Here is a 25,150-nt window from a genome sequence, read left to right on the forward strand (position 1 = left end):
TCGTGGTCACTAGTGGCTCGGACGTCCGTCGCGTGGAGGTGAAAGGCTCGTCCGGGGCAGCTGCCGCAGTCGAGCTGACCCGCGGAGAAGTTAAGAACTCGAGAAAGCCTGTTCCTACTGACCTCTACGTCATGGACGGCATCCAATGGTCTCGCGACGTAGACGGCGTCGTGTCCACGTGGGACGGAGAGGCCCGTTTGTGGTCTGACTGGACGGCGAACGAATCGCGGCTTCGGGCGACGCACTACCGGTATACGTTGCCGGGCGGCTTCGCGACAGTCTGAGTCAGGCACCCCACGGGTCGTCATCTTCAAGCACGAGGCTCCAAGTGCCGAGCGTCCCCGCCAGCGCCGTGCCACCGGGAATCTCGACCGCAGTGCAACCGAACTCCTCTGAACGCTGAAGGGTCGCGGAAAGCTTCGTCCTGCGCTCCGTGCCCACGACTCGTAGAGCGAGGTCGAGGCGAACATCCTCGGTCGAGCGCAGCAAGCTAACGGCATCGTCCATAAATGGGTCCGGCTCTACGTGGTCTCGGAAACGCTGTGATGCCGAAAATTCAAACTCGCCCGGCGAAATCGCAATGACCTGCTGGTCCCTCGCGTAAACCCCGTGGGGTGGTGCGACTGGCTCGGGCGGACCAGCTTCGCCGTGAGGAATCACCACGGGGTAGCGGGATGAGCCGAGATGTCTGACCGAGATGTCTGGCCGCACCTCGAATGATGAGCAAGCCACGCGGACTCGCATGTCACGGACCGGGAGCGTAGATGGTTGTTCTCCTACGTGCTCCACGAACACGCGAGCGTTCAACGAGACGACAAGGTCCTGCACCCGTTCCACTTGCTGCGGGCTGGAGTCCTTCACGGGCCTCGGGTAGGCATTCCACTCCGCCCAAACAGAAGCCTCAATCAGACTCAGGCCGGGCGTTCGTGCCGACGGCGCCAACATTCGAATCAGCTGGTTGCGACGAGCGCTCTCTGTCCCTGTGCCAACACGCAGCGGCACCTCCCGCCGGTTCTCTACGTTGATGACGTACGGGAACTCGTCGGTGGTGAAGACAAGCGCCAAGACCGACTCAGAGTCCTCGCCGATGAAGACCGACTGAACCCAGAGGAGTTCTGGCGGAATCTGGTCGAATCGCTTGCGGACCTTGGCGTACCACTCTTGCGGCTCTGTCTTCTTCGGCACTGTGACTTCACCGGTCTTGTCGTCGACGCCGATGACGTAAACCAGCAGCTCGCCGCGAAGGGCGTTCGCCGCCCCGGCCAACTGTCGAGCCTTCAAAGTTGGGTCGGGCCAGTCGGCCTTGAACTCGATGCCCGCGTCATCCTCAACGCCTCGACCGGCCTGCAGGTTCTCGACTGCCGCTTGGACGCGAGCGTCAACGTCTTGCTTGGACAGTGCCATGTCAGCGCTCCTCAGGGCATGTGTCGAGCAGGAATCGCAGAGCTACGCGGAGCCGTGTCAACCGAGGGAACGAGGACGTGTGGCTACTCATACGTGCGCGCCAACCGCGCTTCGAGAGCATCGGCGAGACCAAGGCACTCGTAGAACATCGCGCTGTAGTGCTCGTCGAACTCTTGCCACGATTCGGTAGCGAAGACGCGAAGGTCAAGTACGCCTTCTGACTCTGCCGTGAGGTCGTGGTGAAGCAGGTCAGCCCCTGCTCGGTCTAGCTCCTCCACCATGACTCTCACCTTATGGAATTCGCCTTCAATGGCATGCCGCTCTTCAGGGTCCTTGTTGCAATCGAAGATGTACTGCCGGAATCGACTCACGGCAGTCAACGCGCCGGATAGCGCCTCTCTCTGAGCTGCGCGGCGAGGCTTGTCACGCTCGTGCTCCCATTTCTCCTGCTCCAACGAGAGTGCGGCTTGCCACTTCTCCCGCTCCAAGGTGAGAGCCGCCTGACGGTCGCGTGTTTCGCGGCTTGAAACTTTCAGTGAAACCAGTCCCCCCACGATGCCGCCGCTCAGCACGGCAGACCCAAGAGACACCCCAAGCGTTGCCCAGTCCATCGGTCCCTCCCGTCTCACGTCACTCGTACCGGCGTCATACTGTGAACGTGGCCGGGAGTGCTTCACTCACTCCCGGCCACGCCTGTAGCTAGCGGACCTTCCCCGACCCGCTAGGTGCTATTTCCTCTTCTTCCCGGCGTCGCTGCGCTTCTCGCGCCACGAGCCGTCCTTGTTGCGGTCACGCTCTTGCGTGCCACCGCCCTTCTTGGGCACCTGCGGGGGCTTGGCCTTCGCCATGGCTCCTCCTTCTCAGGATTCCGTCCTGTAGCGGACCCCGGCCCAACGGTCGGAGTACCTCCATGATAGGGGAGAACTACGACGTTGTAGTTTGCACGCTCGCTGCCTGTGGATGAGCATGCAATCAGAGCAGGCACCGCTGCTCCCCCAGCCCAACCGAAGGACCCCCCATGCCGTACAAGCACGTGAACTTCGACCCTGACTCCCCTCAGCTCCCAGCCTTCGACGACACGATTGAGGACACGCTCAACGCCGAGGAGCGCGACGGATGGCGCGTCATCAACGTGCATCGCTACAAGAACGGTCACGTGAAGGTGCTCCTGCATCGCGAGCCTGTCCCGCCGCCCGGCCAAGGCTGGTGAGACGACAAGACCCCGGTACCGATGCGGTACCGGGGTCGCCTTGCGCGGACACTCAGCTGGGGAGCCACGTGTCGAAGGCGTGGAGGAAGTCCTTCCGCCAGTACACGAAGTTGCCGTTGCTCTTCGTTGACCGGATGTGTTGTCCGTCCGGCGTCCGGTACCCGCGCAACCACTGCAGAGACAACGCTCGTGGGCTCGTGACGTGCGGGATGTCCTCCCGAGCGTTCAGCCAGCGCACCAAGTCTGACGAGCGGACCCGGTCGGCCTTGCTCGCCTTGAAGTAGTCCCGGATGGCACCCAGCACCTGTGCACTGTCCGACACGACATCCGGCCAACCGTGGTCACCAGCCGCTTGCTGGCATCGCGCGACCCATCCCTCCCCCGCAGCAACGGCCACGGAGTACAGCGCTTCCCAGATGTCGGCGGTTCTCCCGAAGCCGTCTGGAAGCTCTGAGACCACGAGGTCCAGAGCCGCGTTGGCAAGTTGCCACTGCATCTCAGCGGCGAACACCTCGTGCTGGCGCTCGCGGAACCGCTCGCCCTTCTTGCCCGGAACCATCTGGACTGGGATACAGCGCGAACGAGTCGTGTCGGACAACGTGCCGTTGTCGATGCCCACAATCGCGACGGCTGCGAACACCTCATGCTTGACGGCTTGGTTTCCCTCAGACCGAGTGACCACGGCGCCTCGCTTGTACCCGCGGTTGATGACCTGATTGACGATGTCGCCATCGCGGCCACTGTGGCGGCTGAACTGGCTCTCAGCCTCGTCGAGGAACAGTGTCGGCTGGTTCGCACTGATGTTGCGGAAGAGCCCGGGTCCCGAGGTGGACGCGGTCTGGTCTGAGTTCGCAGACAGTAGCGCCATCACCTCAGCCTGTGTGGTCTTGCCGCAACCCGGTTGCGGAGCGGTGATGTAGAGACGTCCGTGCCAGTCCCACACGGGCATCGCGTGCGTGCTTGCGACCCACAGGGCTACCAAGTCGTGGGTCGAGTCGAGACGGTGCGTGATGAACCGGCGATTGAACTCAACGATGCGGTCTAACGTGCGAGCCAGTGGCTCGGCGACGGGGGAGTCAAGGTCCCCGGAGTCCCCGGGGATGGTGTCGGGTGGTGCGGTCGCGGTCATGCTCATTGTGTGTCTCCATTCAGTCAGCGGCATCAACTCCTGTAGTGGTTGCCATGGGACAAGGATAGACGCTCTGAATGTCGACCGTCAAGCATGACAATATGCATAACCGCAGGTCAGAGGCCTGTTCTGTATAATCGGCAGCGCTTCGGGCCTAGTCGAGAGTCTGGTCTAAATGGTGCTGATTGAAACCGGCAGCACGAAGAACACGACCGGCGCCATCATCGCGATCTCCTTGCGCGCCGCCGTCTCGATGAGCAGGCGGCGACCGGCCTCGCGTACGTCGGCGGCCTGGGCGTGGAGCACGTCCGCGAGCGGGGTGCCGCGCTCCATGGCCACGGTGATGCCGGTGGCGAACCGCGCGACGATCGGCAGGCCGGTCGCCCGCGCGAGCGACTCGAAGGCGGACCCGACCGGCTCCCCGGTGCGGATCTGCGCGAGCACGTGGGCAAGGTCCTCGGACAGGGCGCCGTGGCTGCGCCGGACGACGCGATCGAGCGCCGACACGGGGCTCTCGCCCGCGGCCACGGACAGCGCGAGCAGCTCGGCGACCGTGGGGAACTCGGTGAGGATCTGGCGCTCGCGCTGCTTGACCTGGGTGCTGAGCCGGTTGTCGCGGAGGAACACGCCGCAGACGAACCCGAGCACGCAGAACACCACGGCCGACCCGATGCTGCCGAAGCCCCCCAGGGCGCGCACCAGGCTCAGCGCGGCGGCGCCCGCGAACCCGACCAGCCCCCACACGACCTGCTCGATCCTGAAGTCCTGCACGGTCCGCGCCAGGCCGGCACGCTGCAGCCGACGGCGTACGGACGCGCTGCCGCCCAGCACCCGTTCGACCACGTGAGCCGCCGAATGCAGCACCGGGCCGAAGATGCCGGCCGCGGCCGAGGTGGGTGACGAGGACATCGGGCGGAGGGCGGGTCCCTGGTCGCGCACGGGAAGGTCGCGCAGGTAGGGCAGGACCCGATCTGACAGCTGCGGTCGGCGCAGCACGCTGGCACGCAGTGCGACCAGCAGCAGGCCGACGCCGGCGATCCCGCCGAGCACGCCGCCCCACACCAGCGTGCTCACGACAGGATCCGCTTCTCGACGGGCAGCCGGCCGATCCGCATCATCGCGGAGTACGCCAGCACGCAGACGGCGAAGCCGATGCCGAGCACGAGCACGCCCCCGGGCGAGGCGTAGTGGCGGATCGCGGTGGTCTGGAACGACATCAGCAGCAGCACGATCCACGGCGCCGACACCGCCAACCGGGCGCCGTTGACCGTCCACGCCTGGCGTGACTCGAGCTCGGAGCGGGTGCGGGCGTCGTCGCGCAGGAATCCCGAGAGGTTGCGCAGCAGCCGACCCAGGTCGCCACCGCCGACCTCGCGCGCCAGCCGCAGGCCCTCGATCACGCGGTCCCCCACCGGGTCGGCCAACCGCTCCTTGAGGCGGTCGAGGCACTCCCCGAAGCGCCCCGTCACCTGGTAGTCGAGGGCGAACTGCGCGAAGTCGTGGCGCAGCGCCTCCGGCCCGGTCGTGCCCAGCGCCGCGACCGCGTCGGGCAACGACATCCCGGCGCGTACGGCGCTGGCGAGGTTGTCGACCGCCTCGGGCCACACCTCGGCGAAGTCGCGCAGCCGCCGCGCGGCACGCTGCCTGAGGACGGCGATCGGCACGTAGGACGCCATCGCGGCGAAGACGATGGCGACCGGCACGGTCCGCGAGACGGCCTGCACCACCGCGAAGGCCACCGCGAAGAGGACGGCGCACAGCGAGATCACGCTCGCCGAGGTGACGTCGCCCAGCCCGGCCCGACCGAGCAGACGCCCCAGGGCCGTCGACGTCGGGGCGGACACCTTGGGCTGCCGCGGCAGCGCGAAGGCCGACCAGACCAGGAGCAGCCCGACCCCCACGCCGAGGCCGACGAGCGCACCCATCAGCGCACCTCCGCCTCGGAAGCCAGCACCTGGTGGACGTCGATGCCGACGCGTTCGTAGCGCTCGACGCGCGCGGGCACGCCGCCCGCCCGACGCAGCTCCGTGCCGTGGCGCACGAAGATGGGCTCGACCTCGATGACGTCGGCTTCCACCCTGCCGGGCACCGAGACGATCTCGTTCACCCGGCGTACGCCATCGGCACCCAACCCGAGGTGGACGACCAGGTCGACCGACGTCGCCACGGTCGGCACCACGAAGCGGGCCGAGATGTTGTCGCCGGCGAGCAGCGGGAGAGTGCACATCTTGACGAGGGCCTCGCGCGCGCTGTTGGCGTGGAGCGTGCACATGCCGGGCAGCCCCGAGTTGAGGGCCAGCAGCAGGTCGAGGCACTCGGCGGCACGCACCTCCCCGACGAGGATGCGGCTCGGCCGCATCCGCAGCGCTTCCTTGACGAGGTCGCGCAGCACGATCTCGCCGGTCTGCTCGAGGCCGGCCTGCCGGGTCTGCATCGCCACCCAGTCGGGATGGCTGAACCTCAGCACAAACAACCTACAACCACAGACCTCTAGGAGAGATCATGACAACAACGATTCAGACCGCCATCCCGCTCCGCAGCAAGGAGCTGTCAGGGGGCGAGCACCTAGACACACGACCCTGCCCGCCGTGGTGCTGGGTCGCTGCCGACAACCCGGACGGATTCCCCCATGAGACCGACCCCGCGCGCATCACGGTGGCCCGTCACACCCTGGGCGACAACATCGCCGTCTGCGCGAGCCTGTACGGCGCCGACTGGGAGTCCGGGGAGGTCGTCAGGACTGCCACCTTCGAGGTTGCCCTCGAGCAGGACGGCGCAGAGGAGCCGCAGATCGAGGTGGCGCTGCGCCACTACAAGCGGGAGAAGGGCAGCAACGGCCTCTACTCCTCGGTCATGCACTGGGACCCCGATCGGCTACGGCTCACCGCCCAGGACGCTCGCGAGATGGCGCTGGTGCTGACTCACCTCGCGAACGTGGCCGACTGCACGGCATAGGCGTCTAGTGTCCGAGCTACCGATCTGGGCCCTGTGTGCTCAGCGGGGGAAGGAACACAAATGGCTACGCATGAAGACGCCGAAGAGGCCCTGTTGAGAGGTATCAAATCTCTGGCAGACAGCGCCACTACGTCTGGCACATCCAGTCACGCTCGTAACTATGCAGCCGGCGCCCTCCATCTCACAGAGGCGCTGGCATGGCTTACGGCTCCGGCCCAGCCGCACGGTGGCGGAGCGACCACTGGCGAGTAGCCCCGACAGACAAAGCCACCCCCGGCGATATCCGCGCCGGGGGTGGCTTCTTGCGTTCAGGGATCAGCCGGCGGGGACCGCTGCGTTGCTGGCAGTCATGGACCCCTCGCCCATTGACTGCAACGACAGGTACCCGCTGATGCTTGGCCGCAGGCGACGCAGCAAGGCCGTCACCTCGCTGCGCACGTGGTAGTCCTTCACCAGGACGGAGTATGGGATGTCCGCGTCAAGCGAGAGCATCTCGATCCCAACGACCACGCTCATGGCGTCGAGGTCTACGACAACCTCTTCACCGACGGCGACCGATCGCACGACGGGCTCGGCGGAAAGACGGATGTACGCGGCGTCAGCGTCGTGGTCGATCTCCACTCCAATGCTGCTCATCAGCTTCTCTCCTTCACCTGTAGAAAGCGGTCTTAACGATGGCGTCTCCGTTGGCAGGCGGAGGGTTCACCAAACATACAACTAACGTCCGACCGTCACTCAGGCTTCCCGAGCAGACACAGCTACCGTTTTCGGTGTCTTCCCAGGTCACGCCTGGTGTCAATACTACCGCCTCAACGTCTGCTTGCGTGATTCCGCGCTCGGCCAGGCGCCTAGCGGCGTGCGCTGTGATCCGGATGCTCACGCTTGCTCGACTTCGAACCGCAGAACCCGACACTCGGCGTCGTTGAGCTTGAGCGAGACGGAGTAGATCCCTACGTCGATCAGCGGGATCGGTAGCGTCAACGCGAAGAGGATTCCCACTTGCCCATCGCCGTAGGGGCGGGCCCCTGCGGACGACAGTTGGGCCGCGAGCCCGACCTGATATCGCTCCTCCGGGGCGAAGACCTCGACGCCTAGGGTCGGCGACTCACCCTCGAACGCGCGGATGCGACCTGCAACGGCCAAGTTGAAAGGCCGGCCCAGTTCCTTGGCCTGAACAACGGTGTAGCTAGCACCAACCGCCGTGAGCAGCCCCTCTGAGACCTTTGCGTACTCAGCCAGGTAGGCGTAGTCCAGTTCCGTCACTCAGCAGACTCTAGGGCCTGATCTCGATCACCAGACCGAGATTCATGGCTACTTCGAGCGTCCGATTGGACGGAGTAGCCTCCCGCCATGGCGGGAGGCATGAGTCCTGGCGGCCGGGAGAACCTGGCGCAGCGCGTCGCCAACTCGCGCCCGTGAGGCAGAGCGGCGTGGGCACGGCACGTCCGATCTGCACGGCAAGCGGCCGGCATCCTGGGCAGACTCCCTCACTGAGACCCCGCAGCCGCCCGTAGAGACACCCCCAGGTCGGCACTGTTGGTACGACGGCCCCAACGGTAGGCAGGCAGCCCTGCTGCTCGAGTGGCGTGGCGGGGGCGGCCACTACGACGGTCGCATCGCAGTGGCCGCCCTTGAGCCTGACGGGTGGGCCATCGTGGAGATGTGGGTCGCAGGGACTGCTCGCACCTATCTGACAGAAACCACCCCCGGCGACATCCCGCGCCGGGGGTGGTTCTGTTGGGGCAGTGCCCCCCCGAGCCGGGTGCCTGGCGTCAGACACTTTTGGGATCAGGGCCAGCCTCAACGCGCGGGCCCTCGTCCAGGCGCCGTTCAAGATCCGCTACGCGCTCGGCGAGCTTGATCACCAATTCTCCCAGCCGTTTGATGTCGTCGACCGAAGTGGTGGCCATTTCGGTAACTCGGATGACATTGTCCGACATCTTGAGAATCAGCTCTCCTGACCGGTCTTCGCTCATGCCGCCAAACGATACAGTCATCCGCCAGCCCCATAGATCGCTTGAAGTCGGGCGATCTCCGCGGCAGTAGCCTGCGCGGAGTACGCCTCATAGACGGTGATCGGACGCTGCGCCGAGATCGCAGCCAGCTCGGCCTGAAGAGCGAGCACGGTGTTGCTCAGGGTCAGCACAGCCGCTTCCGAAGCGGCGAACTCCGCACCATAAGCGGCCTGTCCGACCATCTGACCCGTCGATGCAGTCAACGCCTCACGCTGGGCGTACATCGCCGCGAACTGACCGGCCTCACCCGACTCGATGAGCTGACGCACCTGGTCGTTGGAACCCTGAGCCAACAGTGCCTCAAGCGCAGAACCCTTGATGCCCTGGCCAGAGAGCATCTGCACCAGGCTTCCGCGCTCCTGCAAGCCGGCAATGTCACCAGAGAGTGCGTCACGCCACGACGAACCAGTGCCGCCACCCTTGCCCGACCACATGCCGTGCTGCTGGGAACCGAACAGATCCGACTGGAACCCAGCGGTAGCAGCCGAACCCGCACGGTCCATCGCCTGAGCCCAACCATCACGCACCGACTCCGCAGCGGCCTTGTGCGCCCCAGCTGCCTCAAGCAGCCCTTGGGCTGCCCGCTCCTGGCCCTCGATCACGGCAAGGAACATCTTCGACTCGTGCTCGGCACGCTGCTCGGCCTCCCGCTGGGCACGCTCCTGCTCGGAGTAGTACTGCTCAGCGCGGTCCTCAGCCTTGCGCTCACGCTCCTCGCGGCGCTCGCGCTCCTTCTCGGTCTCAGTGTCCTCAACGAGGCCGGTCTCGGGCTTGCGGGGCTTCTTCCCGTCGGTGCTGCCGCCCTTCGCGAACCACAGCACCTGACCACCGAACTTGTCGGCCGTGTGCTCCAGGATCTGCTTCGCACGAGGACGCCGGTCGTCGTTCGCGTGGGGGATGTACGACTCGCCCTGCGTCTCAGGCTCAGCCCACACACGCCACGCACCACCGGGAGCAATCTCCGGGTTGTGCCGGTCCTTGTAGTCCCCGTATGCCTCGGGCTTGACCTTCGTCGGCTTCCCCGCCCCCCCAAAAATCGCCGCGCCCTGTGGACCGGTAACCGTGTAGACGGTGTTGACGTGGGTCGTCGCCGTCTTGCCGTCCAGGCTGTCGAGGTAGACGTCAACCGCGCGGAACGTCGCGAAGGCCGGACGAGCGTCGGCTTCGATCTTCTTCGGCGGGACCTTGTAGTTGTTGTACCGCTCGATAGCCCGCTCGCCCCTGAGGAACGCCGCATTGGCGCGGGCGATCTCCTCCTCAGTGGCATTGGCGAGCTGCCGCATCCGCAGCGCGCCCTCAGGTCCCATCGCCTGCAACTGACGGATCAGGCCGTCCTCGAGGCCGCGCTTGGCCGCCCTCTGCGAGTTGGTGGTGAAGTTGTTCAGCGCGTCAGCGGTGCTCGCCATGTCCTTGATCCACTGACCCAGTGACACCTTGCCGTCGTTCAGGCTGTCACCGAGGCCCACGAACGACCGAGCGGTCTTGTTGGCCTCCTCGCGTGTCGCCATGATGGCGTCAGCCTGTGCCTTGATCGCCTCGGTGGACCTGCTCGACCACTTGCCGAGGTTGACGTTGGCGCCGGTCTGCTGGAGGAACGCGAGCGCCGCACCGCGGGCCTGTGCGTTGGCGATGCCCTCGGCCTGAGACAGATCCTCCAGAGCCTGTTCGGCCGCCCGGATCTTCTCCTCACCGTCGCCGATCTTCCCGGTGACCCAAGCCAGCCCATCGCCGAAGTCGACCCACTTGTGGTCGGACATGGCAGCAAGCTCATTCTTGGCGCGGGCGATTTGCTCGCCAAGCGCCTCGATGTTCCCGGACTGGGCAGTTGCGGCGAGCCCTTCGATTGCCGTCCGGGCACCGCTTCCCGCATTCGACAGGTCCAGCAGCGCACCAGCGGCGGCACCGATGGCGATACCGGGAGCGCCGCCAAGGGAGCCCATCAGGGCGAGCGAGGCAGTGTTCGTCAAGCCGAGGCCATCGGCGGCCCCCGACGAGATGAGCGCCAGGCCACCGAGCGCCCCCGCAGCCTTCCCGGCCACGGCGCCCGTCTCCTTGAGATTGCCGAGCGCCTTCGAGTTCTGTGCAGCCATCCGCTCGGAAGCCGTGCCAGCGGTCGCAAAGTTCCGCCCAAGGAGCGCCAGATCCCCGCCAAGCGCCCTGATGCTCCCTGACCCCTTCTTCGCGCCCTCCGCAGCCGTACCCAGCCCCGCGAACAGGCCAGTCGACAAAGACGCCTTCGACAGCGAGGCGGTGACAGCCAGCGAACGGTTGAGCAACGACAGCGCCGCAACACCCGCCATGATCGGGGTACCAAGGTCAGAGTCGGCGATGGCAGCGACAACCTTGGCTGTGGCCTCGAGTGCAGCAAGAACCGGGCCGCCAAGGGGCGCGGACGCTTCCACGATCTGCAAGACCGCGTTGGCGAGAGCGCCCAGGGTGTCGGCCACCTGGGGGCCGGTGGTGCGGATGTAATCGACGAACTCAGCAAAACCTTCCGTCGCAGACAGGCCGGTCGCCCATTGGTCGAAGCCGTCCGCGACACCCATCAGCCACGACGAGAATCCGTCGTTGACCGGGGTGAACGCCTGCCAGAGTTCCGCCATGCCGTGAGTCAGCGAACCGACCGTTGTGGCGAGCTCGGTGATTGCGTCAGGTGCCTCGCGCTGGACGAACTCGAAGAAACCTTCCCATCGCTCGGAGGCGAGGGACGCAGACGAGTCCGCGGCGATGTCACCCATGGCACCGGCGACAGCCTGGAAGATGCCCGCGACCTTGGGGCCAAGGCGCTCAAGGTTGTCCAGCGACTCGGTGAAGCCAGGCATCAGGGACTCGGCGCCCATGTCGCGGATGGCGGCCAAGGCGGGCTTGAGGTCGAACGCAGCCTCGGCAAACTCACGGGCGGCCGGTGCGAGGCGCTTGAGTGCGTCCTCAGCGGCCTCAAGGTTCTTGTTCGTCGGGTCCAACTGCGCCTTGTTCATGGCCCCAAGCGCGTCTCCCAGGCCCTGTAATGAGCCAATCAGAACGCCGCCAGCAATCGCGGCCACACCCATCTGGTTCGCCAACCCAGCCACGCCAGCGACCGCGACACCACCAAGGGGCACCAGTGCCGGACCCAGGACCGCAGCAACCTCACCCAGCACGCGGATGCGACCCGTCAACTGGTTGATCGACGCCCCGGTGCCATTAGCCTCACGACTAATCGTTTGCAGATCGCGGACGAACATCTGCGACGACCGGTCAGCCTTCACGCTGCTACCCGACAGGCTGTTCAACTCACGGTTCAACAGAGCGGTAGCCGCAGCGGCGCGCGCCATGCCAGGCGTGAAGTCGTCCTCGAGACTGAGCTTCACGGACTCTCTACGGGTTGCCATCAGGTGTTCTCCTTTATGTTGCGCAGGGTCAGGACTTCGGTCGCGACAGCGGCCAACGCGTGCCACACGGGCGCGACAGCGACCGCATCGACCGCGCCAGGCTGATGGACCGACACGAACCGCAACAGCAGCTCATAGCCCTCCAGCCCGTCGATCAGGCCAGGGAGGTCAGGCACTCGGGCGATAGCCACCGACAACACGTCAAGGGTCTCGTCCAGACGGGTCAGAGGCTCATCGGTGTCGTTAGTCATGACGCACCGCCCGTGGAAGCGAAAAACCCCAGATTCGTAGGGAGCCCGAGAGGCAGCCGCCCTCGGTGTCCGTCCAGGGCGGGCGGGGAGGGGTGGTGCCGCCCCGAAATGTTTGAACCCGTCGCACTCTTTTCAGCGCTCCTCCGCGGTGTCCTTGAGGGGGCCGGGGAGGGGCCGTTCGGACCCCCAGAACAAAAACTCAGGGGTTTGGACTGCGCGTCACCTCCACCCCGGTACTCCGCGGGTGTGGCGGGAGGGGCGATCATGAGGCGAGGAGCGCGAACGCCTTGGCGCGCGCCATGTTGTAGTCGGTGCCGGTGTTGGTGGCAGCGGTGACCAGTTCGGCTTCGGCGCTCGTGTAGTTGCCGCCAGTGCCCGCCTTGCCGGCGAGGATGGCGTGGACCTCGGCGAGCATTTCGGAGCGGGGTGGCCCAGTCTCCTGTGGACCACGTGGCGGCGAGCAGGGTGTTGGCTTCGGTGGCGTGAGCTGCGGGTGTCATGGTGTCTCCTCGGTGTTGTCGGTGTCGGTGTCGGGACCTTGGTCGCGGTCCCATTCGGCCAGTGCTTGTCTCGCGGCACGGTCGCCGTGGTGAAGCGACAGGAACAGCAGGTCGCCTCTGCCTGATGCGGTGTCGGCGCTCGGTAGTGCTGCCCTGTCTTCCTCGGTCCTGGTCTTGGGGTGCAGCCGGTCGTACAGTTCACTGCCGGACAGGCCGTTGAGCTCGCCCATCAGTGGACCCGCTCCGCGTTTCGGATGGCAGCGGAGAGGCCGCGGTCCAGCGCACCGATGTTGATGGCGGCAGGGTCGCGCCACACGTCATCGACAAGATCGGTACGGCGGTCGCTGGACAGGGCGGCGTGGTAGTTCTGGGCAGTGGTGGCGTATTCCTCAAGGGTCGGAACCCAGAGGTTGACGTCGTGCTCGATGGCCCAGCACATGAAGGCGGGGAGGCTGGCGTCTCGCTGGAATGTGGTTCGGCTCTGGCTGGTGTCAGCCCGATCCAGCTTCTCGTCTCCGGCGACCGGCCACGGCGGGCGGATGTCGCGGAGGCGGTTGGCCTCCTTGTGGACGAGGTGTCCGTGCGTACGCCACGGTGCCCATAGGGGGAAGTGCTGGTGTAGGTCGGGGGAGAACAGTGCCTCCGGGATGGCGTAGTCGCCACCGGTCTCCGCTGTCATCACGCGGAGCTGTTCGCGTCGGATCGCACCGTAGCGGGACTGGATGGTTCGTAGGTGCTTGTAGTCCTTGGCGCGGTCGCTGTTGAGAGCTGCGGTGTCGGTGGTGATCTGGTCAAGCGGGCGGAGCTTGGCCACCTCGGACACGAGGTCACTCAGCGCGACATGCAGGGCAGAGAGGATGTGGTCGGGGTTGCCGGCCTTTAGTTCGTCGATCTGACGCCGGAGCTGTTCGCGGGCGTTCGTCAGGGCGGCGCGGGCGACCGTCACGCTGTGTACCTCGGCGATGGCGGCGGAGGCTCCACCCAGGAGGTCAAGGGGCTTCCCGGCAGCGAGTCGGGTCAGGATGTCGTTGGCGAGGTGGTCGGCGGGCGTGAGTGCGCCGGTAGTCACGGGCATTGGTACGGCTTCGAGCTTGGCCAGGTTCTCGGTTGCGCTCTTGTGTCCGGGGATCGAGTCGTAGATGGTCGTCATGAGGTCAGACATGGGTGTTGCCTTCCGGCTGGGTGGGGTTGAGTTCGGGCATGCGGGTTAGGCCGAATAGGTGTTCGGCGAGGAGAAGTGCGGCAGAGAACGTGTGGAGGCATTCGGGTTCGGCCTGGTCGCCGTCTTCGCGGCAGCGCCACCGGGCTTCCCGGTCGCCGAACCACCGCACTGAGACGCCGCCGATGTGGGGGTCCATTACGGTCAGGTGGTGTTGGCGAGGACGGTCGGCCTCTGCGCTGTGTAGGTGGGCGAGGTACGTGGTGGTCATGAGTCCCGCCCTTCGTGCTCGCGGCATTCCCAGCCGCCAGCGGCGGTGAGGTTGTCGACGTGGCGTAGATCTACGGCGATGCCTGCGTGGCAGCCGGGTGTGGAACAGGCCAGCCAGGCGAGGTGGTCGCGGGTCATGCGGCTTTCTCCTTGCGCTTTGGGGTGGGGGTGAAGTCCCGTCCGCCAAATACCCCTTGCGGCTCGCGTTGGGCGAGGGCGTAGGCGAGGCAGGCGGGTTGTGCTGGGCAGTAGCCGCATGCGGCGGCGGCGTCCTGTCGGGCGGGCGTGGTGGCGTCGCTGCTCCACTGCTCGGGGCGCTGCTCGCAGACCGGGCGGCGTCCGTTGTCGCTCATGCGGGTGAGTACGTCGGCCAGGGCCAGGAAGGCGTTGACGGCTTCGGGACGGACGCCGAACGAGGACGCGGCCTTCACGGGTTCGTCCTCTCGGTCGGCGGCGTGCCATCGAGCACAGCCACCGTGGTGTGGGTGATGTCAGCAAGCACGCGCTCAAGCACGTCCCTCGGGATTAGGAGGTCGTGTGCCTGGAGCCGCGCGGCCGTGCGCGATGCGAGGGCGTCGAGCAGGTGTCGCGTGCACCCGCAGGCCGGCGGGGGTGCAGGCCGTCGGCTATCAAGGGAGACGATGGTCGCGGTCATGCGATCGCCTGCCCGTCGTCGCGACAACCGGCAGGGCACGTGTCGGCGCCATGCCACCGACAACGTCCGTGCTCGTCTCTGCTGACGTCGCGGTCTGCACCCCGTAGGGACAGGTCCGCTGTAGTTATGGCGTACCCCCCGTCCGGTACGCATTCATTCGTGGAATGGGTACCGATTTTGGGGGTGGAATGCGTACTAGTAGGCCGTACCCTTTCGACCTCGGAATGGGTACCGGTTTCCCGTACGCTTTCGCCGGGGAACAGCGCCCTGTACTCAGCCGTCCGGCCGCGGTATCCACCACCCGTGCGGAAGAGCCATCCGTGTTCGGTTGCGGCCTTGATCCGTTCGGCCACTCGCTGCTCGTGGATGCCGAGTTCCTTGGCCAGTACTTCTCGCGGGACGCTGACGGTCAGGTTGACGCGCATGTGGTCGGCCATCAGCAGCAAGAGCACCTGGACGTTGCCGCTGGTCCGCGCGCGGTACACCGCGCGGCGCCAGTCGTCGATCGTGCGGGGCCTCACGCGACCTCCCCCAGCTCGGCGGCCAGGAGATCGGCCCACTCGTCAGCGTTCTCGTGGCGGCATAGAGAAGCCTTGGCCCTGCACGCCTTGGCGATCTCGGCACACGCCGGCGTACCGACCTTGTCGAAGTCGCCAGCCCGCTTGAGCCAGTAGCGCTCCGAGCACTCGAGCATGAGATCGAGGACCATGAGGCGAGCCAGAGTGTCGATTCGCTCCGGTGTCATCACGCGGCCTCCCGTACGTCGGTGACGTATCCGCGCGCCTCAGCGAGGGCGAGGACGTCGCCCCCCTGATGACGCTGAGCCATCCACGCGCGGGAGATCGGCGACCAGGTCGGCCTAGCCCCGACAGCGACAAGCAGCGTGTAGGCGTCACGACCGCGGACAGCGGCGTGTGCACGTCCCAACTCGACCGACAGGCGCTTCATGACGCACCCCCAATGAGGGTGCGGCGCGGTACAATGAGACCAGTCGCCAGCCAGCGAGCATCAGGGCCTCCGGATTCCGCTCCGGGGGCCGTTCGCATTTCGTCAGCCCACAAGTTGACCACCGCCGCTCAGCAAGGCGGCGAGTCGCTGGCGTTGTTCGGAACTCAGTGGTGGAGCGGACTCAACCGTTCGCCTGATGCAGTCCTCGAGCCGGGACGCCGCGAGATCTCGACGAGCATCGAGTAGTTCAGGATCATGTGCCTCGCGAGAGCGCGAGAGGCCGGCCAACCGGCCGCGGTGATGGAGTGTCTGAGACACGAATTCCTCCGAGCATGGCGATTAAGCCATCTGCTCGGATGGAAGGTTCTGCGACCAGCGAGACGCTGCGCCCAGTACTTAATATCTTAGCAGCATGCGGCCTACGTACGCCGGTCAACGCGCGCCAAGAACGTCGTGAACCCAAGTTCCTTCACTCCGACTTCCCACAACTTCCCTACGATCGGCTGCACGGAATCCGATCTCAGGGTCCGTGGTCGACGACACTCGCCGCAGACAAGCTTGATCCGTAGTCGGGTCTCGGCTTGCGCGACTTCCGACGCTTCCATCTCGCCCGCGGCTCTCTCGAAGTCACCGTACTCGAGCGCTTCTCGTGCCCGCTGCGCAGCATCTCGTTCGGCGCGGCTGTCACGAGGTTTGTCGCGAACGATCTGCTGGATCTCGTCGGCTGATGAAGTCAGTGGGATGAGGTAACCATCTCCAGTCAGAAACTTGGACTCCCATGCCCAATAGCGCTCCCCTCTCTGCTCGAGCACTTCAGCACTGAGAGTGAAGGAGCCGAGTAGCCACAAGTCGTGCTGGTCCATGCAATAGATGCCGACGCGGGGCCAGGAACCATCCGCCACAACTCGGCCGCGCCCAGAGTCCCACCGCGTGCCAGATAGGCGTGGCACGGCGTAGTTGAATCCCTCAACCATCGGTTTTCCAGTCGACTCGAACGGTCTCGGGGTCGAAATCTCGCCTACCCACCTCTGGCCTGAGCAGGGTCACGGTCATGAGCGCGTCGATCACTTGGCGCCGCTGCCCGATGTCCATCCGCGACCACACGCCCGCCACATCCTCGGCGGCCACCAGTGGCCCCAATGCGTCTGTCTGGACAGTGGCTGCCATCTCGACTTCAATGCGGCGCAACTCGTCCCGCAGTCGCTCGCTCGACTTCCTGACGGCAGCCAGGCTCAAGACGCCTTCCTCGAGCCCCGTAGCGAGATCGTCAAGCCGTCCACGGATGCCCGCGGCCTTGCCCTGTAGCTTGCGCAGGTCGTCCCGATTGTCGGCCGACAAGAGATCCGCGGCATCTGGCCGGGAGAGACGTGCGACCACCACGGCCTCTAGATATCCGTCCACTGGGTCAGCCTTGCGACTGATGCACTTGTTGGCTCGACAGACATAGACGCGCTTCCCGTGGCGCGTGTGCCCGGTCGCGCAGTCGCTTCCGCACTTCCAGCAGAGCGCCAGACCGGGCAGGAGGTACTTCCGTGCCGTCGTGAGGGTCGTTCGGCGCTCGGGCACAGAGAGGATCGCCTTGACGGCGTCGTAGGTGTCTACGTCCACCAGGGCGGGCCAGACGGCAGGTCCAACGATCTCGCCGCGGTAGGCCCGTAGGCCGGCGTAGCGCGGGTTCTTGAGCACGCCGCGCACCGTCGAGTGTGACCACTCGTTGCCCGCCGTTGTCAGAGCGCGGGCCTCATTCCATCGGCGAGCAATCCCCTTGAGTGAGGCCCCGTGCATCACGTCGGCGAACGCCTCGCGCACATGCCTCGCCTCTGCCTCGTTGACACTCACGCCGTCGCTGCCGTAGCCGAACGCCCGGCGACCACCCGCGGGCTTCCCCTGCTCGGCGGCCTGCTGCTGGGCACGCCTCTGCCGGTCAGACTTCTGCTTGATCTCGTGACGGGCAGTCGCACCCATGACGTCGGCGACCAGGATCCCTGACGGTGTGCTCATGTCGAGGTCGGTACCGCGGACGAGCGCGATCGTTGCGGCCTTCTGCTCGCAGAGCTCCACCAGCCGCAATTCGTCGGCCCTGTTGCGGCTCAGACGGTCGAGAGCCCACGCGATGACGACGGTGGCCCGGTCCTCTGCGATCGCAGCCAGCACCGCGTCGAACCCTGGACGCTTCTTCTTGCCGGCCGCAGAGATGTCGTTGTCGGAGTGCTGCTCCACGATTGTCCACCCGCGCAGTTCCGCGAGCTTGAGACAGTCCTCGAGTTGGCGCGCGACAGCCGCTCCCTCCCCCGTCCGATCAAAACTTTGTCGGGTATAGACAACGGCTCGCATGTCTGTATTCTACTCATGTTCGGTAGCTCGAAGACCTCCTCGACGCTGACCACGCGCTCCCCGCCCGGCACCGCCGCCGACAGGCAGTTCAGCATCGTCGTCTTGCCGGCCTGGGTGCCGCCGGCGACGAGGATGTTGAGCCCGGCCCGCACCGATGCCTCGAGGAACCTTGCCGCCTGCGGCGTCAGGCTGCCGAGCGCGACCAGGTCGGAGAGCCGGTGGGCGCGGAGCAGGAACTTGCGGATGTTGACGGCCGTGAAGCCGCGGGCGATGCCCTCCAGCACGACGTGGAGGCGGTGCCCCTCGGGCAGCATCGCGTCGACGAAGGGCGTGCTGATGTCGAGGCGCCGCCCGCTCGACTTGAGCATCCGCTCGACGAGCTCGTCGACCTGGGCGGCGTCGAGCCGCAGGTTGGTGAGCTCGTGGCGGCCACGTCGCGCGATGAAGACCCGGCTGGGGTCATGGGTACGCTAGAGGTAGCGTCACCGGGCTCCACGAAACCGAGGAATCCAATATGAGCAAGAAGACCGACTTGATCGCCACCATCATCGCCTCTGGCATCACGCTCACCGGGCCGACGCTTCGCCGGATGACCATCGCAGACCTCGAGGCGCTGCTTCCCCAGCAGCCGGAGCGGTGCGTAGAGCACCCGGCCTACGACGCCGACTACTGCCCGGCCTGCGGCACCGCCACAGTCATAGGTGAGCAGGCCGAGACCGCCACCCGTGAGGCCGACCACGCTGCAGCCGCTGAGTTCACCGCCGACCCCGCCGAGCAGCCCGAGTTCGTAGCGCTCGCAACCAAGGAGTGGCGCGGGAACTACAACACCGTGCTTGCCCCGGCTGCCGAGGCCATCGCCGCCGGATACTCCGGTGTCGAGGTCCGGACGGTCAACGTCTCTACGATGCTGAGGCAGACGGATATCGCCGGTCCGCTCGCAACGGAGTTCCTGGATCTGTTGATCGCCGTGGAGGCCGCTGCACTCGCCGCGACGAAGTCGTGGCAGAAGACGCTCGACCGGAAGGACGCGTCTGACATGGAGAAGTACAACCAGAACCGGTCGTTCCTGGCGGGCTACCTCGGAGTCGCTGCGCAGCGGCTGACCGGTTCGAAGAAGACCCCGGCCATCACGTTCGCGAAGGACATGGACAAGGCACTGCGTCACGAGGCGCTGAAGGCTGGCGCGGCTGCGGCCCGGACGGAGGGCTGATGCCCAAGCCCACCCGCGCAGCGATCTACACCCGGATCTCCAACGACGCGGAAGGTCGCGAACTCGGCGTCGCCCGACAGGAGAAGGACTGTCGGGCGCTCGCCCGTGCCGAGGGACTCACGGTCGTGGAGACGTACTCCGACAACGACATCAGTGCCGCGCCGTCCAGTCGGAAGCCGCGTCCCGACTACCTCCGCATGCTGATGGATGCGGAGGCTCGCCGGTTCGACGTCGTGCTTGCCTACTCGACGTCCCGGCTCACCCGGCGTCCGCGGGAGATCGAGGACTTCATCGAACTCCACGAGGACTTCGGCACGCAGCTGGTCACGGTGGCGTCGGGACGGCCCGACCTATCCACCGCCGACGGGCGCATGACCACCCGGCTCACCGGCAATGTAGACACCGCCGAGGCCGAGCGGACCGCCGAGCGTGCGCGACGGAAGCAGAAGGAACTCGCGGAGTCCGGTCGCCACAACGGTCCGCGCCCGTTCGGCTGGAACATCGAGGGCCGAGGAGCCGATCAGCGCCTCACGGTCAACGAGGCTGAGGCTGCTGTTCTTCGGGAGTGCGTGCAGCGCGTCCTTGCCGGCGAGGGCATCTGGAAGATCACTCTCGATCTGAACGCTCGCGGCATCCCGACAAGCACCGGCAAGACGTGGGCCACGCAGGTGCTCCGGCGTGTGCTTCTCCGTGATCGAAACTGGGGAATGCGGAAGCACCAGCCGCTCGGGAAGGACGGGAAGCCGAAGGGCAAGCCGCAGTTGTATCCCGGCCAGTGGGAGCCGATCATCGACCGGGAGACTCACGACCGGGTCGTCGCTCTGCTGACCGACCCGGCACGACGATCCAACAACCGAGGCACCGCTCCTAAGTACCTTCTGACGTCTGTCGCGTACTGCGGGGAGTGCGGCGGGCACATCGTCGGCACCGCCGAGTACACCTACGAGCTCAAGTCCGGCAAGACCCGCATCTACCCGCACTCGTACAAGTGCCCGCACGCCGGATGCATGAAGGTTCAGCGGCGCATGACTGACGTGGACGACCATGTGTCCCGCGTCGTCGTCGCTCTGCTGGAGCGGGACGGGGTGAGGTTGCTCGGAGGCGACCCGATCGCAGCCGACGCCGCCAGGACCCGCATCGCGGAGTTGGAGGCCAAGATGAAGATCGCGGCCGACCGGTTCGTCTCGGGCGAGTGGACCGACGAGATGGTGTCACGCATCACCGCTCAGGCGAAGCCGCAGTTGGAAGCCGAGAAGGACCGCCTCCGGGGCGCACAGCCCGCGGACGAGTCGCTGGACGAGTTCACCGGTCCGGACGTCGCGAAGGCGTGGGAGTCAGCTGACGTTGAGACGAAGAAGCGGATCATCCGGCTTCTCGGGATGCGCATCACGATTCACCGCGTCGGCCCGGGGAACGGGCGCGGCTACGACCCCGCCTCAGTCACCATCACGCCTGAGTAGGTGCGAGGCACGCGAGGAGCCGATCTCCAGCCCGATCCACACCCCGTGACCCGACGCATAGGGTCACGGGCTGCTCGGCGCTCCGAGAAGCGCTCAGCCTCATCCGTCACGAGGCCGAATGAATCGCACGCGGCGGCTCGGCTGCCCCAACCTCCGACTCCGGACGAGACCGCTGGATCGGCACTCCAACGGAGTTCCATCCCCGCCAAGCCTCACCTACGGCGATGACGACCTCGGCCCGCCTGGCAGGCGGCACGTCACGCAACGCCTCCATCGCGAACTGGAACTTGTAGCGTGCGCGGAGCACAGCAGCAAGCGCCGCCACCACGCTCACAATCGCGGCGAGTGCCGTCATGCCTACCTCCCGGTTGGGGTTGCAACTCGGTGTGCTCCCAGTTTCTGGGTGCACTACCCCGCAGATTGCGGAGTACCAATGCCGAGTTGGTCCTTTCGTTCCGGTCAGGGTGGCGTCGATGATCGTGGTCGATCTCCTTAAGGATTGCACAAGCTGGGACGGCTTTGAAGCCTCTGCGCGAAATCCGCTTTCATTCCTCTTCACTAGAGAGATCGCTAGCTGCGCCGACCACCCTCCACATCAGGGCTAGGATCGGGCGCAGTTAGGCCAGAGTCGAAGCGGCTGCAACCCGGTGAGTGATCTGAGAGACGGTCGCCCGGAGTCCGTGAGGCCCGACGTCCGCTAGAGCCGGATCGTCGGAGGGTGCGCCGTTCACATCGGAGGGACGGCTTTGACCCCCGGAAGGGGTCGAGAGGGCCACACGCACGAAGGCATCTCCGATGTCCGATTCCACGTTTGAGCCGGTCGACCCCATCACCGCTCGCAACCAGTACGCCGCTCTCTACCGGGGCTCCACTCCCCCGGAGCCGCAGGTCGAGCAGGCCGCTCGCCGCAAGATGGTGACCGCCCGCATCGATAAGGCGATCCGCGATGCGTTCGACGCCTACCCCGTCCCGCTCCACCCGGCGCAGGTCGAGTACCTGACTGGGCTGATCGCGAACGGTGGGCGGCAGAAGTGACCGCCACGACCCTCGACGCTGCTGTGACCGAAGCGGTCGCCACGTTCCCTCCGCTCTCCGAGGACACCAAGGAGCAGGTCGCGCATCTGCTGCGGTCGGGTGGTCAGGGATGAGTGGCAAGCGCCAGAACATCCACGGATTCGAGCGCAAGCGCTCCAAGCAGGCCGAGCGCCGCCGTCCCCACCTCGACAAGTACGCCGACGCGCATCCCCCGGCTGCTAGCGACGAGAACGAGGAGCGCGATCATGAGCAGCGCTGATAGCGAGGATCTGATCGGCCGCGCCGGAGAGCCCGACCACTCCGTGGAGGCACGGGTCGCTCGCGCGAAAGCTGGGGATGCCAGCTGGCGCAAGTCGGAAGAGGCGCTCAGCGAACGCACTGGCGACGAGCCGATCGAAGGCTCGGAGCGGTGGACGATCAACGACGTCGCTCGCTTCGTAGCCAGTCCTCCGCCGCTCGCGGCCGACCTGTTCAAGCGGGCTGTCGTCCGCGAGATCGAGACCGTGGACGAGGTCCGGCGCGAGGTCCGCTATCTGCGGGTCCGTCACGAGGCCAAGCAGCAGTTCGAGCAGGAGTTGCGCGGCGCCTCGGCCGACTCCGAAGTCCGCATGGTTGACGGCGGATCGTTCATCCACGACCTGCCGTCTGAACTGCCGTGCCTCTGGGGCACCGGGGGTCAGGTCGTGTGGGCCTCCGGCGAAGCGGTGATGCTGGTCGGCGGGCCGGGCGTCGGCAAGACCACTCTCGCCGGGCAGGTCGTCCGTGCGCGGTTGATCGGTGGCGAGGTCCTCAGCATGGAAGTCGCGAAGACTGAGAGCGGCGTTCTGTACCTGGCGATGGACCGACCTAAGCAGATTGCCCGCGCGCTGGCTCGGCAGCTGCGAGACGTACCGAGGGACGTGCTCGACGATGGGCTCACGGTATGGCCGGGGCCTCCGGTTCAGGACTTCGCCGCGCACCCGGATCTGATGCTCCAGATGGCTCGTGACGCCGGGGCTGACACCGTCGTGGTGGACAGCCTGAAGGACGCCGCGATCGGCCTCTCCAACGACGAGGTGGGCGCAGGCTACAACCGCGCTCGTCAACTCTGCCTTGCCCACGGGGTGGAGGTCTTTGAACTTCACCACATGAAGAAGCAGGGAGGGTCCAGCACGGGGAAGGCGACTAAGCCGACGAAGTTGGAGGACGTGTACGGCTCGGCCTGGCTCACGGCTGGCGCGGGCTCGGTTGTCATCCTGATCGGGGAGGCTGGCGATCCGGTGGTCGAGTGGCGGCATCTCAAGCAGCCCGCAGAGCCGGTTGGTCCGCTGACAATCGAACACGACCAGCAGGCCGGGACGTCTGCGATCTACGACGGCACCGACCCGTACGAGTTCATCCGGAAGGCTGGCGATGCCGGCATCACGGTGCGGGACTTTTGCGGTAAGTGGCTGGGCCCCGCCGACCCGAGCACCCGAGAAGGCCGCAACGCGATCGCGAAGGCGCGTCGGAAGTTGGACTCCTACGTGCAGTTGGAACGCGCCGAGTGCATCGTCCCGGGAGACAAGACGACTAGCACTCCGGCCAGGTACGCGGCGCGGCTGCTATCTCTCGATGGCCCGGGAGACGTCTTCGCTCCGATCGACGTGGATTCGGAGAACGAGCACCCGATCTGACCCATTACGGGCGTACTTGTGTCGGGTAGCCAGTACGCCACCAGTACGCACCATTACGGCGGAACGCATCGCCGCTGATCAGGGGCCATTACGCCACCCATTACGGCCATTACGCGCCCCACCCATTACGCGGTCCCCCCTCTCAAGAAGGGGGGACCGTAATGGTGGTGGTCGGGTAGCACCTGGCTCGGGAGGAGAGCAACAGAATGGCTCGGCTCGAGGGCACGTATCGGGTCGACGCGGTGACGGTGAGGCCGGGCGCTACGAGGCCCGGAGAAGGCCGGGGAGGTGGGTGGATCGGCCCGTGCTGTGTCGGCCAGGAGTCTCATACGCATGAGCATCCGAGCACTCCGGATCGTCGAAAAGAGAGTGACCGGCTTGGGCTAGGTTCGAACAAGTGTTCGAGGTACGTTTCGCGGGCAAGGGGACCCATACCCGCGACGCCCTAGGAGAAGCCGATGACCACCGAGCCGCTGCGAGTGCTGGGATATGTCCGTCGCTCGACCGACAAACAGGCCATGTCCCCCGAGACCCAGGCCCGCCGCTTGCGTGACGCCGCCGAGATCTTCGGCTGGGACCTGACGATCCGCGAGGAGGACGCTGCGAGTGCCAAGAGCCTCGACGGTCGCCCGGTGCTAGCCCAGGCGATGGACGACTGCGACCGGGGCAGGGCAGACGCCGTGGCCGTTGCCGCACTCGATCGGCTGGCTCGCAGCACCCGCGACTTCGCCGACGTCCTGGACCGGGCGGAGCGACAGTCGTGGTCGGTCGTCTGTCTGGATCTTGGCGTCGACACCAGCACCGACAGCGGGCGACTCGTGGCGGATATCCGGGCCGCAGTGGCGCAGTGGGAGCGGCGCATCATCGCAAGCCGCACTCGCGAGGGCATGGCGACGATTCGAGCAACGACCGGCAAGCACATGGGCCGCCCCTCCGCCATTCCCACCGACGTCGAGGAGCGCATCTACGACCTCAATCGCACGGGGCTGTCGGCATCGGCGATCGCGCGGCTGCTTGAGGACGAGGGAGTCCGTCGCCCCACGGCGCGGTCGAAGTCGTGGCACCACTCTCACATCGTCGCGGCCGTTCGGCGCGAGCAGGTGCGTCGGAATGCGGCGTTAGTCGGCTAGCGGCACGGTCTTCTTGCACCGCACGCGCTTGCCCGTTCCCAATTCGACCCAAGGACGCATATCCGCAACTCGATCCCCTGTTCGTGGTGGACACGCCGCAGTTCGTCGGCCACGAGGTAGAAGGTCGCCTTGCTGTGGGATTCCAACCGGCACGGCAGGGACTCCGAGATTCGAAGCGCGACGGTGGAGTACACACTCCCACCGCCCGGCAATTCGAAACCCCAGCTGGTGACCGTGGTGGGCGCGCGGCCCGTGTTCACGGCCTCCACGCCGACATAGTGCTCCGCTTCACCCGTCTCCGCGTCCGTGATCGCGTTGGTCACGTTCACCTCAACTACCGGGCCGCTGTTCTTCCACGTCCAAGCCTGCCACCCGAGCGACACAACGCTGAGCACCAGAGCGACGAGAGCGATTCCTGTGGCCATGTCCGCAGTCTGTCAAAAGGCACCGACAGCCCCT

33 protein-coding genes and 1 pseudogene are annotated in these 25,150 nt (G+C 66.2%); 8 read left to right on the top strand and 26 right to left on the bottom strand.

All coding sequences use genetic code 11. The features are described from left to right. Positions 1–285: 285 nt before the first annotated feature. Together JWN97_RS17490 and JWN97_RS17495 are read right to left on the bottom strand one after the other, a co-directional pair. Entirely contained in the window at positions 286–1,404 is a 1,119-nt protein-coding gene (locus tag JWN97_RS17490) for a hypothetical protein (RefSeq protein ID WP_297625627.1), read from the bottom strand. Positions 1,405–1,487: 83 nt separating this feature from the next. After that, a complete protein-coding gene (locus JWN97_RS17495; RefSeq protein WP_297625629.1) occupies positions 1,488–2,015 on the bottom strand; it encodes a hypothetical protein in 528 nt (175 codons plus the stop codon). A gap of 407 nt (positions 2,016–2,422) precedes the next feature. On the opposite strand from JWN97_RS17495, the gene JWN97_RS17500 reads away from it, so the two are divergent. Beyond that, positions 2,423–2,614: a hypothetical protein gene (locus JWN97_RS17500; protein WP_297625631.1), complete on the top strand. Its 192-nt coding sequence runs from the start codon at positions 2,423–2,425 to the stop codon at positions 2,612–2,614. A gap of 52 nt (positions 2,615–2,666) precedes the next feature. Here JWN97_RS17500 and JWN97_RS17505 read toward each other — a convergent pair whose 3' ends face one another. The 4 genes from JWN97_RS17505 to JWN97_RS17520 form a co-directional block, all read right to left on the bottom strand. Beyond that, positions 2,667–3,743: a DUF3631 domain-containing protein gene (locus JWN97_RS17505; RefSeq protein WP_297625634.1), complete on the bottom strand. Its 1,077-nt coding sequence runs from the start codon at positions 3,741–3,743 to the stop codon at positions 2,667–2,669. 171 nt (positions 3,744–3,914) lie between these two features. After that, a complete protein-coding gene (locus JWN97_RS17510; RefSeq protein WP_297625636.1) occupies positions 3,915–4,817 on the bottom strand; it encodes a type II secretion system F family protein in 903 nt (300 codons plus the stop codon). Beyond that, entirely contained in the window at positions 4,814–5,668 is an 855-nt protein-coding gene (locus JWN97_RS17515; protein ID WP_297625639.1) for a type II secretion system F family protein, read from the bottom strand. The genes JWN97_RS17510 and JWN97_RS17515 overlap by 4 nt, the downstream gene beginning before the upstream one ends. Next, positions 5,668–6,210 carry an ATPase, T2SS/T4P/T4SS family gene (locus JWN97_RS17520; RefSeq protein WP_297625642.1) on the bottom strand — a complete coding sequence of 181 codons (543 nt, stop codon included), beginning with the start codon at positions 6,208–6,210 and terminating at the stop codon, positions 5,668–5,670. The genes JWN97_RS17515 and JWN97_RS17520 overlap by 1 nt, the downstream gene beginning before the upstream one ends. A 35-nt stretch (positions 6,211–6,245) precedes the next feature. Here JWN97_RS17520 and JWN97_RS17525 point away from each other — a divergent pair, with 35 nt between their 5' ends. Then, positions 6,246–6,698, top strand: coding sequence for a hypothetical protein (locus JWN97_RS17525; RefSeq protein WP_297625645.1), 453 nt, complete (start codon positions 6,246–6,248; stop codon positions 6,696–6,698). A 315-nt stretch (positions 6,699–7,013) separates the two neighbouring features. Here JWN97_RS17525 and JWN97_RS17530 read toward each other — a convergent pair whose 3' ends face one another. The 18 genes and pseudogenes from JWN97_RS17530 to JWN97_RS17610 all read right to left on the bottom strand — a co-directional run. Next, complete coding sequence (locus tag JWN97_RS17530) at positions 7,014–7,334, bottom strand: DUF2283 domain-containing protein (protein WP_297625648.1); 321 nt, start codon at positions 7,332–7,334, stop codon at positions 7,014–7,016. Positions 7,335–7,347: 13 nt separating this feature from the next. Then, on the bottom strand, positions 7,348–7,611 hold the full coding sequence (locus JWN97_RS21290; protein ID WP_363321310.1) for a DUF4258 domain-containing protein: 264 nt from the start codon (positions 7,609–7,611) through the stop codon (positions 7,348–7,350). Next, entirely contained in the window at positions 7,575–7,961 is a 387-nt protein-coding gene (locus tag JWN97_RS17535; RefSeq protein WP_297625651.1) for a hypothetical protein, read from the bottom strand. The genes JWN97_RS21290 and JWN97_RS17535 overlap by 37 nt, the downstream gene beginning before the upstream one ends. Before the next feature lie 509 nt (positions 7,962–8,470). Continuing rightward, complete coding sequence (locus JWN97_RS17540; protein ID WP_297625654.1) at positions 8,471–8,674, bottom strand: hypothetical protein; 204 nt, start codon at positions 8,672–8,674, stop codon at positions 8,471–8,473. Positions 8,675–8,691: 17 nt separating this feature from the next. Further along, positions 8,692–12,063 carry a hypothetical protein gene (locus JWN97_RS17545; protein WP_297625657.1) on the bottom strand — a complete coding sequence of 1,124 codons (3,372 nt, stop codon included), beginning with the start codon at positions 12,061–12,063 and terminating at the stop codon, positions 8,692–8,694. Positions 12,064–12,083: 20 nt separating this feature from the next. Beyond that, positions 12,084–12,335: a hypothetical protein gene (locus JWN97_RS17550; RefSeq protein ID WP_297625660.1), complete on the bottom strand. Its 252-nt coding sequence runs from the start codon at positions 12,333–12,335 to the stop codon at positions 12,084–12,086. 262 nt (positions 12,336–12,597) lie between these two features. Beyond that, positions 12,598–12,750, bottom strand: coding sequence for a hypothetical protein (locus JWN97_RS17555; RefSeq protein WP_297625663.1), 153 nt, complete (start codon positions 12,748–12,750; stop codon positions 12,598–12,600). 81 nt (positions 12,751–12,831) lie between these two features. Continuing rightward, positions 12,832–13,065, bottom strand: coding sequence for a hypothetical protein (locus tag JWN97_RS17560; protein ID WP_297625665.1), 234 nt, complete (start codon positions 13,063–13,065; stop codon positions 12,832–12,834). Next, positions 13,065–13,997 (bottom strand): hypothetical protein, encoded by a 933-nt coding sequence (locus JWN97_RS17565; protein ID WP_297625668.1) that lies wholly within the window; start codon positions 13,995–13,997, stop codon positions 13,065–13,067. Before JWN97_RS17565 ends, JWN97_RS17560 begins: the two co-directional genes overlap by 1 nt. Next, the gene (locus tag JWN97_RS17570; RefSeq protein WP_297625671.1) at positions 13,990–14,265 is read right to left on the bottom strand and encodes a hypothetical protein; all 276 of its coding nucleotides are present in this window, start codon (positions 14,263–14,265) and stop codon (positions 13,990–13,992) included. Before JWN97_RS17570 ends, JWN97_RS17565 begins: the two co-directional genes overlap by 8 nt. Beyond that, complete coding sequence (locus JWN97_RS17575) at positions 14,262–14,402, bottom strand: hypothetical protein (RefSeq protein ID WP_297625673.1); 141 nt, start codon at positions 14,400–14,402, stop codon at positions 14,262–14,264. The genes JWN97_RS17570 and JWN97_RS17575 overlap by 4 nt, the downstream gene beginning before the upstream one ends. Next, a complete protein-coding gene (locus JWN97_RS17580) occupies positions 14,399–14,695 on the bottom strand; it encodes a WhiB family transcriptional regulator (protein WP_297625676.1) in 297 nt (98 codons plus the stop codon). The genes JWN97_RS17575 and JWN97_RS17580 overlap by 4 nt, the downstream gene beginning before the upstream one ends. Beyond that, positions 14,692–14,919: a hypothetical protein gene (locus JWN97_RS17585; RefSeq protein ID WP_297625679.1), complete on the bottom strand. Its 228-nt coding sequence runs from the start codon at positions 14,917–14,919 to the stop codon at positions 14,692–14,694. Before JWN97_RS17585 ends, JWN97_RS17580 begins: the two co-directional genes overlap by 4 nt. Continuing rightward, positions 14,916–15,440, bottom strand: coding sequence for a hypothetical protein (locus tag JWN97_RS17590; RefSeq protein ID WP_297625682.1), 525 nt, complete (start codon positions 15,438–15,440; stop codon positions 14,916–14,918). Before JWN97_RS17590 ends, JWN97_RS17585 begins: the two co-directional genes overlap by 4 nt. Further along, a complete protein-coding gene (locus JWN97_RS17595) occupies positions 15,437–15,628 on the bottom strand; it encodes a hypothetical protein (RefSeq protein ID WP_297625685.1) in 192 nt (63 codons plus the stop codon). Before JWN97_RS17595 ends, JWN97_RS17590 begins: the two co-directional genes overlap by 4 nt. A 658-nt stretch (positions 15,629–16,286) precedes the next feature. Continuing rightward, positions 16,287–16,730 (bottom strand): hypothetical protein, encoded by a 444-nt coding sequence (locus tag JWN97_RS17600; RefSeq protein WP_297625687.1) that lies wholly within the window; start codon positions 16,728–16,730, stop codon positions 16,287–16,289. Between the two features lie 103 nt (positions 16,731–16,833). After that, positions 16,834–18,201, bottom strand: coding sequence for a recombinase family protein (locus JWN97_RS17605; protein WP_297625690.1), 1,368 nt, complete (start codon positions 18,199–18,201; stop codon positions 16,834–16,836). A 77-nt stretch (positions 18,202–18,278) separates the two neighbouring features. After that, positions 18,279–18,644: pseudogene (locus JWN97_RS17610) on the bottom strand (ATPase, T2SS/T4P/T4SS family); the annotation flags it as partial. A 71-nt stretch (positions 18,645–18,715) separates the two neighbouring features. Between JWN97_RS17610 and JWN97_RS17615 the strand changes: the two are divergent. Both JWN97_RS17615 and JWN97_RS17620 read left to right on the top strand, forming a co-directional pair. Beyond that, positions 18,716–19,411 carry a hypothetical protein gene (locus JWN97_RS17615; protein WP_297625693.1) on the top strand — a complete coding sequence of 232 codons (696 nt, stop codon included), beginning with the start codon at positions 18,716–18,718 and terminating at the stop codon, positions 19,409–19,411. Beyond that, positions 19,411–20,871, top strand: a complete 1,461-nt coding sequence (locus JWN97_RS17620; RefSeq protein ID WP_297625696.1) for a recombinase family protein — start codon at positions 19,411–19,413, stop codon at positions 20,869–20,871. The genes JWN97_RS17615 and JWN97_RS17620 overlap by 1 nt, the downstream gene beginning before the upstream one ends. Positions 20,872–20,977: 106 nt before the next feature. On the opposite strand, the gene JWN97_RS17625 is transcribed toward JWN97_RS17620, so the two are convergent. After that, the gene (locus JWN97_RS17625) at positions 20,978–21,226 is read right to left on the bottom strand and encodes a hypothetical protein (protein ID WP_297625700.1); all 249 of its coding nucleotides are present in this window, start codon (positions 21,224–21,226) and stop codon (positions 20,978–20,980) included. A gap of 440 nt (positions 21,227–21,666) precedes the next feature. On the opposite strand from JWN97_RS17625, the gene JWN97_RS17630 reads away from it, so the two are divergent. The 4 genes from JWN97_RS17630 to JWN97_RS17645 all read left to right on the top strand — a co-directional run bounded on the left by JWN97_RS17630 (position 21,667) and on the right by JWN97_RS17645 (position 24,691). Further along, a complete protein-coding gene (locus tag JWN97_RS17630; RefSeq protein ID WP_297625702.1) occupies positions 21,667–21,906 on the top strand; it encodes a hypothetical protein in 240 nt (79 codons plus the stop codon). A 109-nt stretch (positions 21,907–22,015) separates the two neighbouring features. Beyond that, a complete protein-coding gene (locus JWN97_RS17635; protein WP_297625704.1) occupies positions 22,016–22,165 on the top strand; it encodes a hypothetical protein in 150 nt (49 codons plus the stop codon). After that, positions 22,152–23,561: an AAA family ATPase gene (locus JWN97_RS17640; RefSeq protein WP_297625706.1), complete on the top strand. Its 1,410-nt coding sequence runs from the start codon at positions 22,152–22,154 to the stop codon at positions 23,559–23,561. Before JWN97_RS17635 ends, JWN97_RS17640 begins: the two co-directional genes overlap by 14 nt. Positions 23,562–24,019: 458 nt before the next feature. Then, on the top strand, positions 24,020–24,691 hold the full coding sequence (locus JWN97_RS17645; RefSeq protein WP_297625709.1) for a recombinase family protein: 672 nt from the start codon (positions 24,020–24,022) through the stop codon (positions 24,689–24,691). Here JWN97_RS17645 and JWN97_RS17650 read toward each other — a convergent pair. Further along, positions 24,688–25,116: a hypothetical protein gene (locus JWN97_RS17650; RefSeq protein WP_297625713.1), complete on the bottom strand. Its 429-nt coding sequence runs from the start codon at positions 25,114–25,116 to the stop codon at positions 24,688–24,690. The two genes, JWN97_RS17645 and JWN97_RS17650, sit on opposite strands and share 4 nt — an antisense overlap. Positions 25,117–25,150: the final 34 nt, after the last annotated feature.

Origin of the sequence: Nocardioides sp. (genome assembly GCF_025965415.1) — a bacterium.
Taxonomy (GTDB): Bacteria; Actinomycetota; Actinomycetes; order Propionibacteriales; family Nocardioidaceae; genus Nocardioides.

Bases quoted from the DNA above. Each gene is read 5' to 3' on its own strand.
- JWN97_RS17490 (WP_297625627.1), bottom strand. From the start codon at position 1,404: ATGGCACTGTCCAAGCAAGACGTTGACGCTCGCGTCCAAGCGGCAGTC.
- JWN97_RS17495 (WP_297625629.1), bottom strand. From the start codon at position 2,015: ATGGACTGGGCAACGCTTGGGGTGTCTCTTGGGTCTGCCGTGCTGAGC.
- JWN97_RS17500 (WP_297625631.1), top strand. From the start codon at position 2,423: ATGCCGTACAAGCACGTGAACTTCGACCCTGACTCCCCTCAGCTCCCA.
- JWN97_RS17505 (WP_297625634.1), bottom strand. From the start codon at position 3,743: ATGACCGCGACCGCACCACCCGACACCATCCCCGGGGACTCCGGGGAC.
- JWN97_RS17515 (WP_297625639.1), bottom strand. From the start codon at position 5,668: ATGGGTGCGCTCGTCGGCCTCGGCGTGGGGGTCGGGCTGCTCCTGGTC.
- JWN97_RS17525 (WP_297625645.1), top strand. From the start codon at position 6,246: ATGACAACAACGATTCAGACCGCCATCCCGCTCCGCAGCAAGGAGCTG.
- JWN97_RS17530 (WP_297625648.1), bottom strand. From the start codon at position 7,334: ATGAGCAGCATTGGAGTGGAGATCGACCACGACGCTGACGCCGCGTAC.
- JWN97_RS17540 (WP_297625654.1), bottom strand. From the start codon at position 8,674: ATGAGCGAAGACCGGTCAGGAGAGCTGATTCTCAAGATGTCGGACAAT.
- JWN97_RS17550 (WP_297625660.1), bottom strand. From the start codon at position 12,335: ATGACTAACGACACCGATGAGCCTCTGACCCGTCTGGACGAGACCCTT.
- JWN97_RS17555 (WP_297625663.1), bottom strand. From the start codon at position 12,750: ATGCTCGCCGAGGTCCACGCCATCCTCGCCGGCAAGGCGGGCACTGGC.
- JWN97_RS17560 (WP_297625665.1), bottom strand. From the start codon at position 13,065: ATGGGCGAGCTCAACGGCCTGTCCGGCAGTGAACTGTACGACCGGCTG.
- JWN97_RS17565 (WP_297625668.1), bottom strand. From the start codon at position 13,997: ATGTCTGACCTCATGACGACCATCTACGACTCGATCCCCGGACACAAG.
- JWN97_RS17570 (WP_297625671.1), bottom strand. From the start codon at position 14,265: ATGACCACCACGTACCTCGCCCACCTACACAGCGCAGAGGCCGACCGT.
- JWN97_RS17575 (WP_297625673.1), bottom strand. From the start codon at position 14,402: ATGACCCGCGACCACCTCGCCTGGCTGGCCTGTTCCACACCCGGCTGC.
- JWN97_RS17585 (WP_297625679.1), bottom strand. From the start codon at position 14,919: ATGACCGCGACCATCGTCTCCCTTGATAGCCGACGGCCTGCACCCCCG.
- JWN97_RS17595 (WP_297625685.1), bottom strand. From the start codon at position 15,628: ATGGTCCTCGATCTCATGCTCGAGTGCTCGGAGCGCTACTGGCTCAAG.
- JWN97_RS17600 (WP_297625687.1), bottom strand. From the start codon at position 16,730: ATGGACCAGCACGACTTGTGGCTACTCGGCTCCTTCACTCTCAGTGCT.
- JWN97_RS17605 (WP_297625690.1), bottom strand. From the start codon at position 18,201: ATGCGAGCCGTTGTCTATACCCGACAAAGTTTTGATCGGACGGGGGAG.
- JWN97_RS17615 (WP_297625693.1), top strand. From the start codon at position 18,716: ATGAGCAAGAAGACCGACTTGATCGCCACCATCATCGCCTCTGGCATC.
- JWN97_RS17620 (WP_297625696.1), top strand. From the start codon at position 19,411: ATGCCCAAGCCCACCCGCGCAGCGATCTACACCCGGATCTCCAACGAC.
- JWN97_RS17625 (WP_297625700.1), bottom strand. From the start codon at position 21,226: ATGACGGCACTCGCCGCGATTGTGAGCGTGGTGGCGGCGCTTGCTGCT.
- JWN97_RS17630 (WP_297625702.1), top strand. From the start codon at position 21,667: ATGTCCGATTCCACGTTTGAGCCGGTCGACCCCATCACCGCTCGCAAC.
- JWN97_RS17635 (WP_297625704.1), top strand. From the start codon at position 22,016: ATGAGTGGCAAGCGCCAGAACATCCACGGATTCGAGCGCAAGCGCTCC.
- JWN97_RS17640 (WP_297625706.1), top strand. From the start codon at position 22,152: ATGAGCAGCGCTGATAGCGAGGATCTGATCGGCCGCGCCGGAGAGCCC.
- JWN97_RS17645 (WP_297625709.1), top strand. From the start codon at position 24,020: ATGACCACCGAGCCGCTGCGAGTGCTGGGATATGTCCGTCGCTCGACC.
- JWN97_RS17650 (WP_297625713.1), bottom strand. From the start codon at position 25,116: ATGGCCACAGGAATCGCTCTCGTCGCTCTGGTGCTCAGCGTTGTGTCG.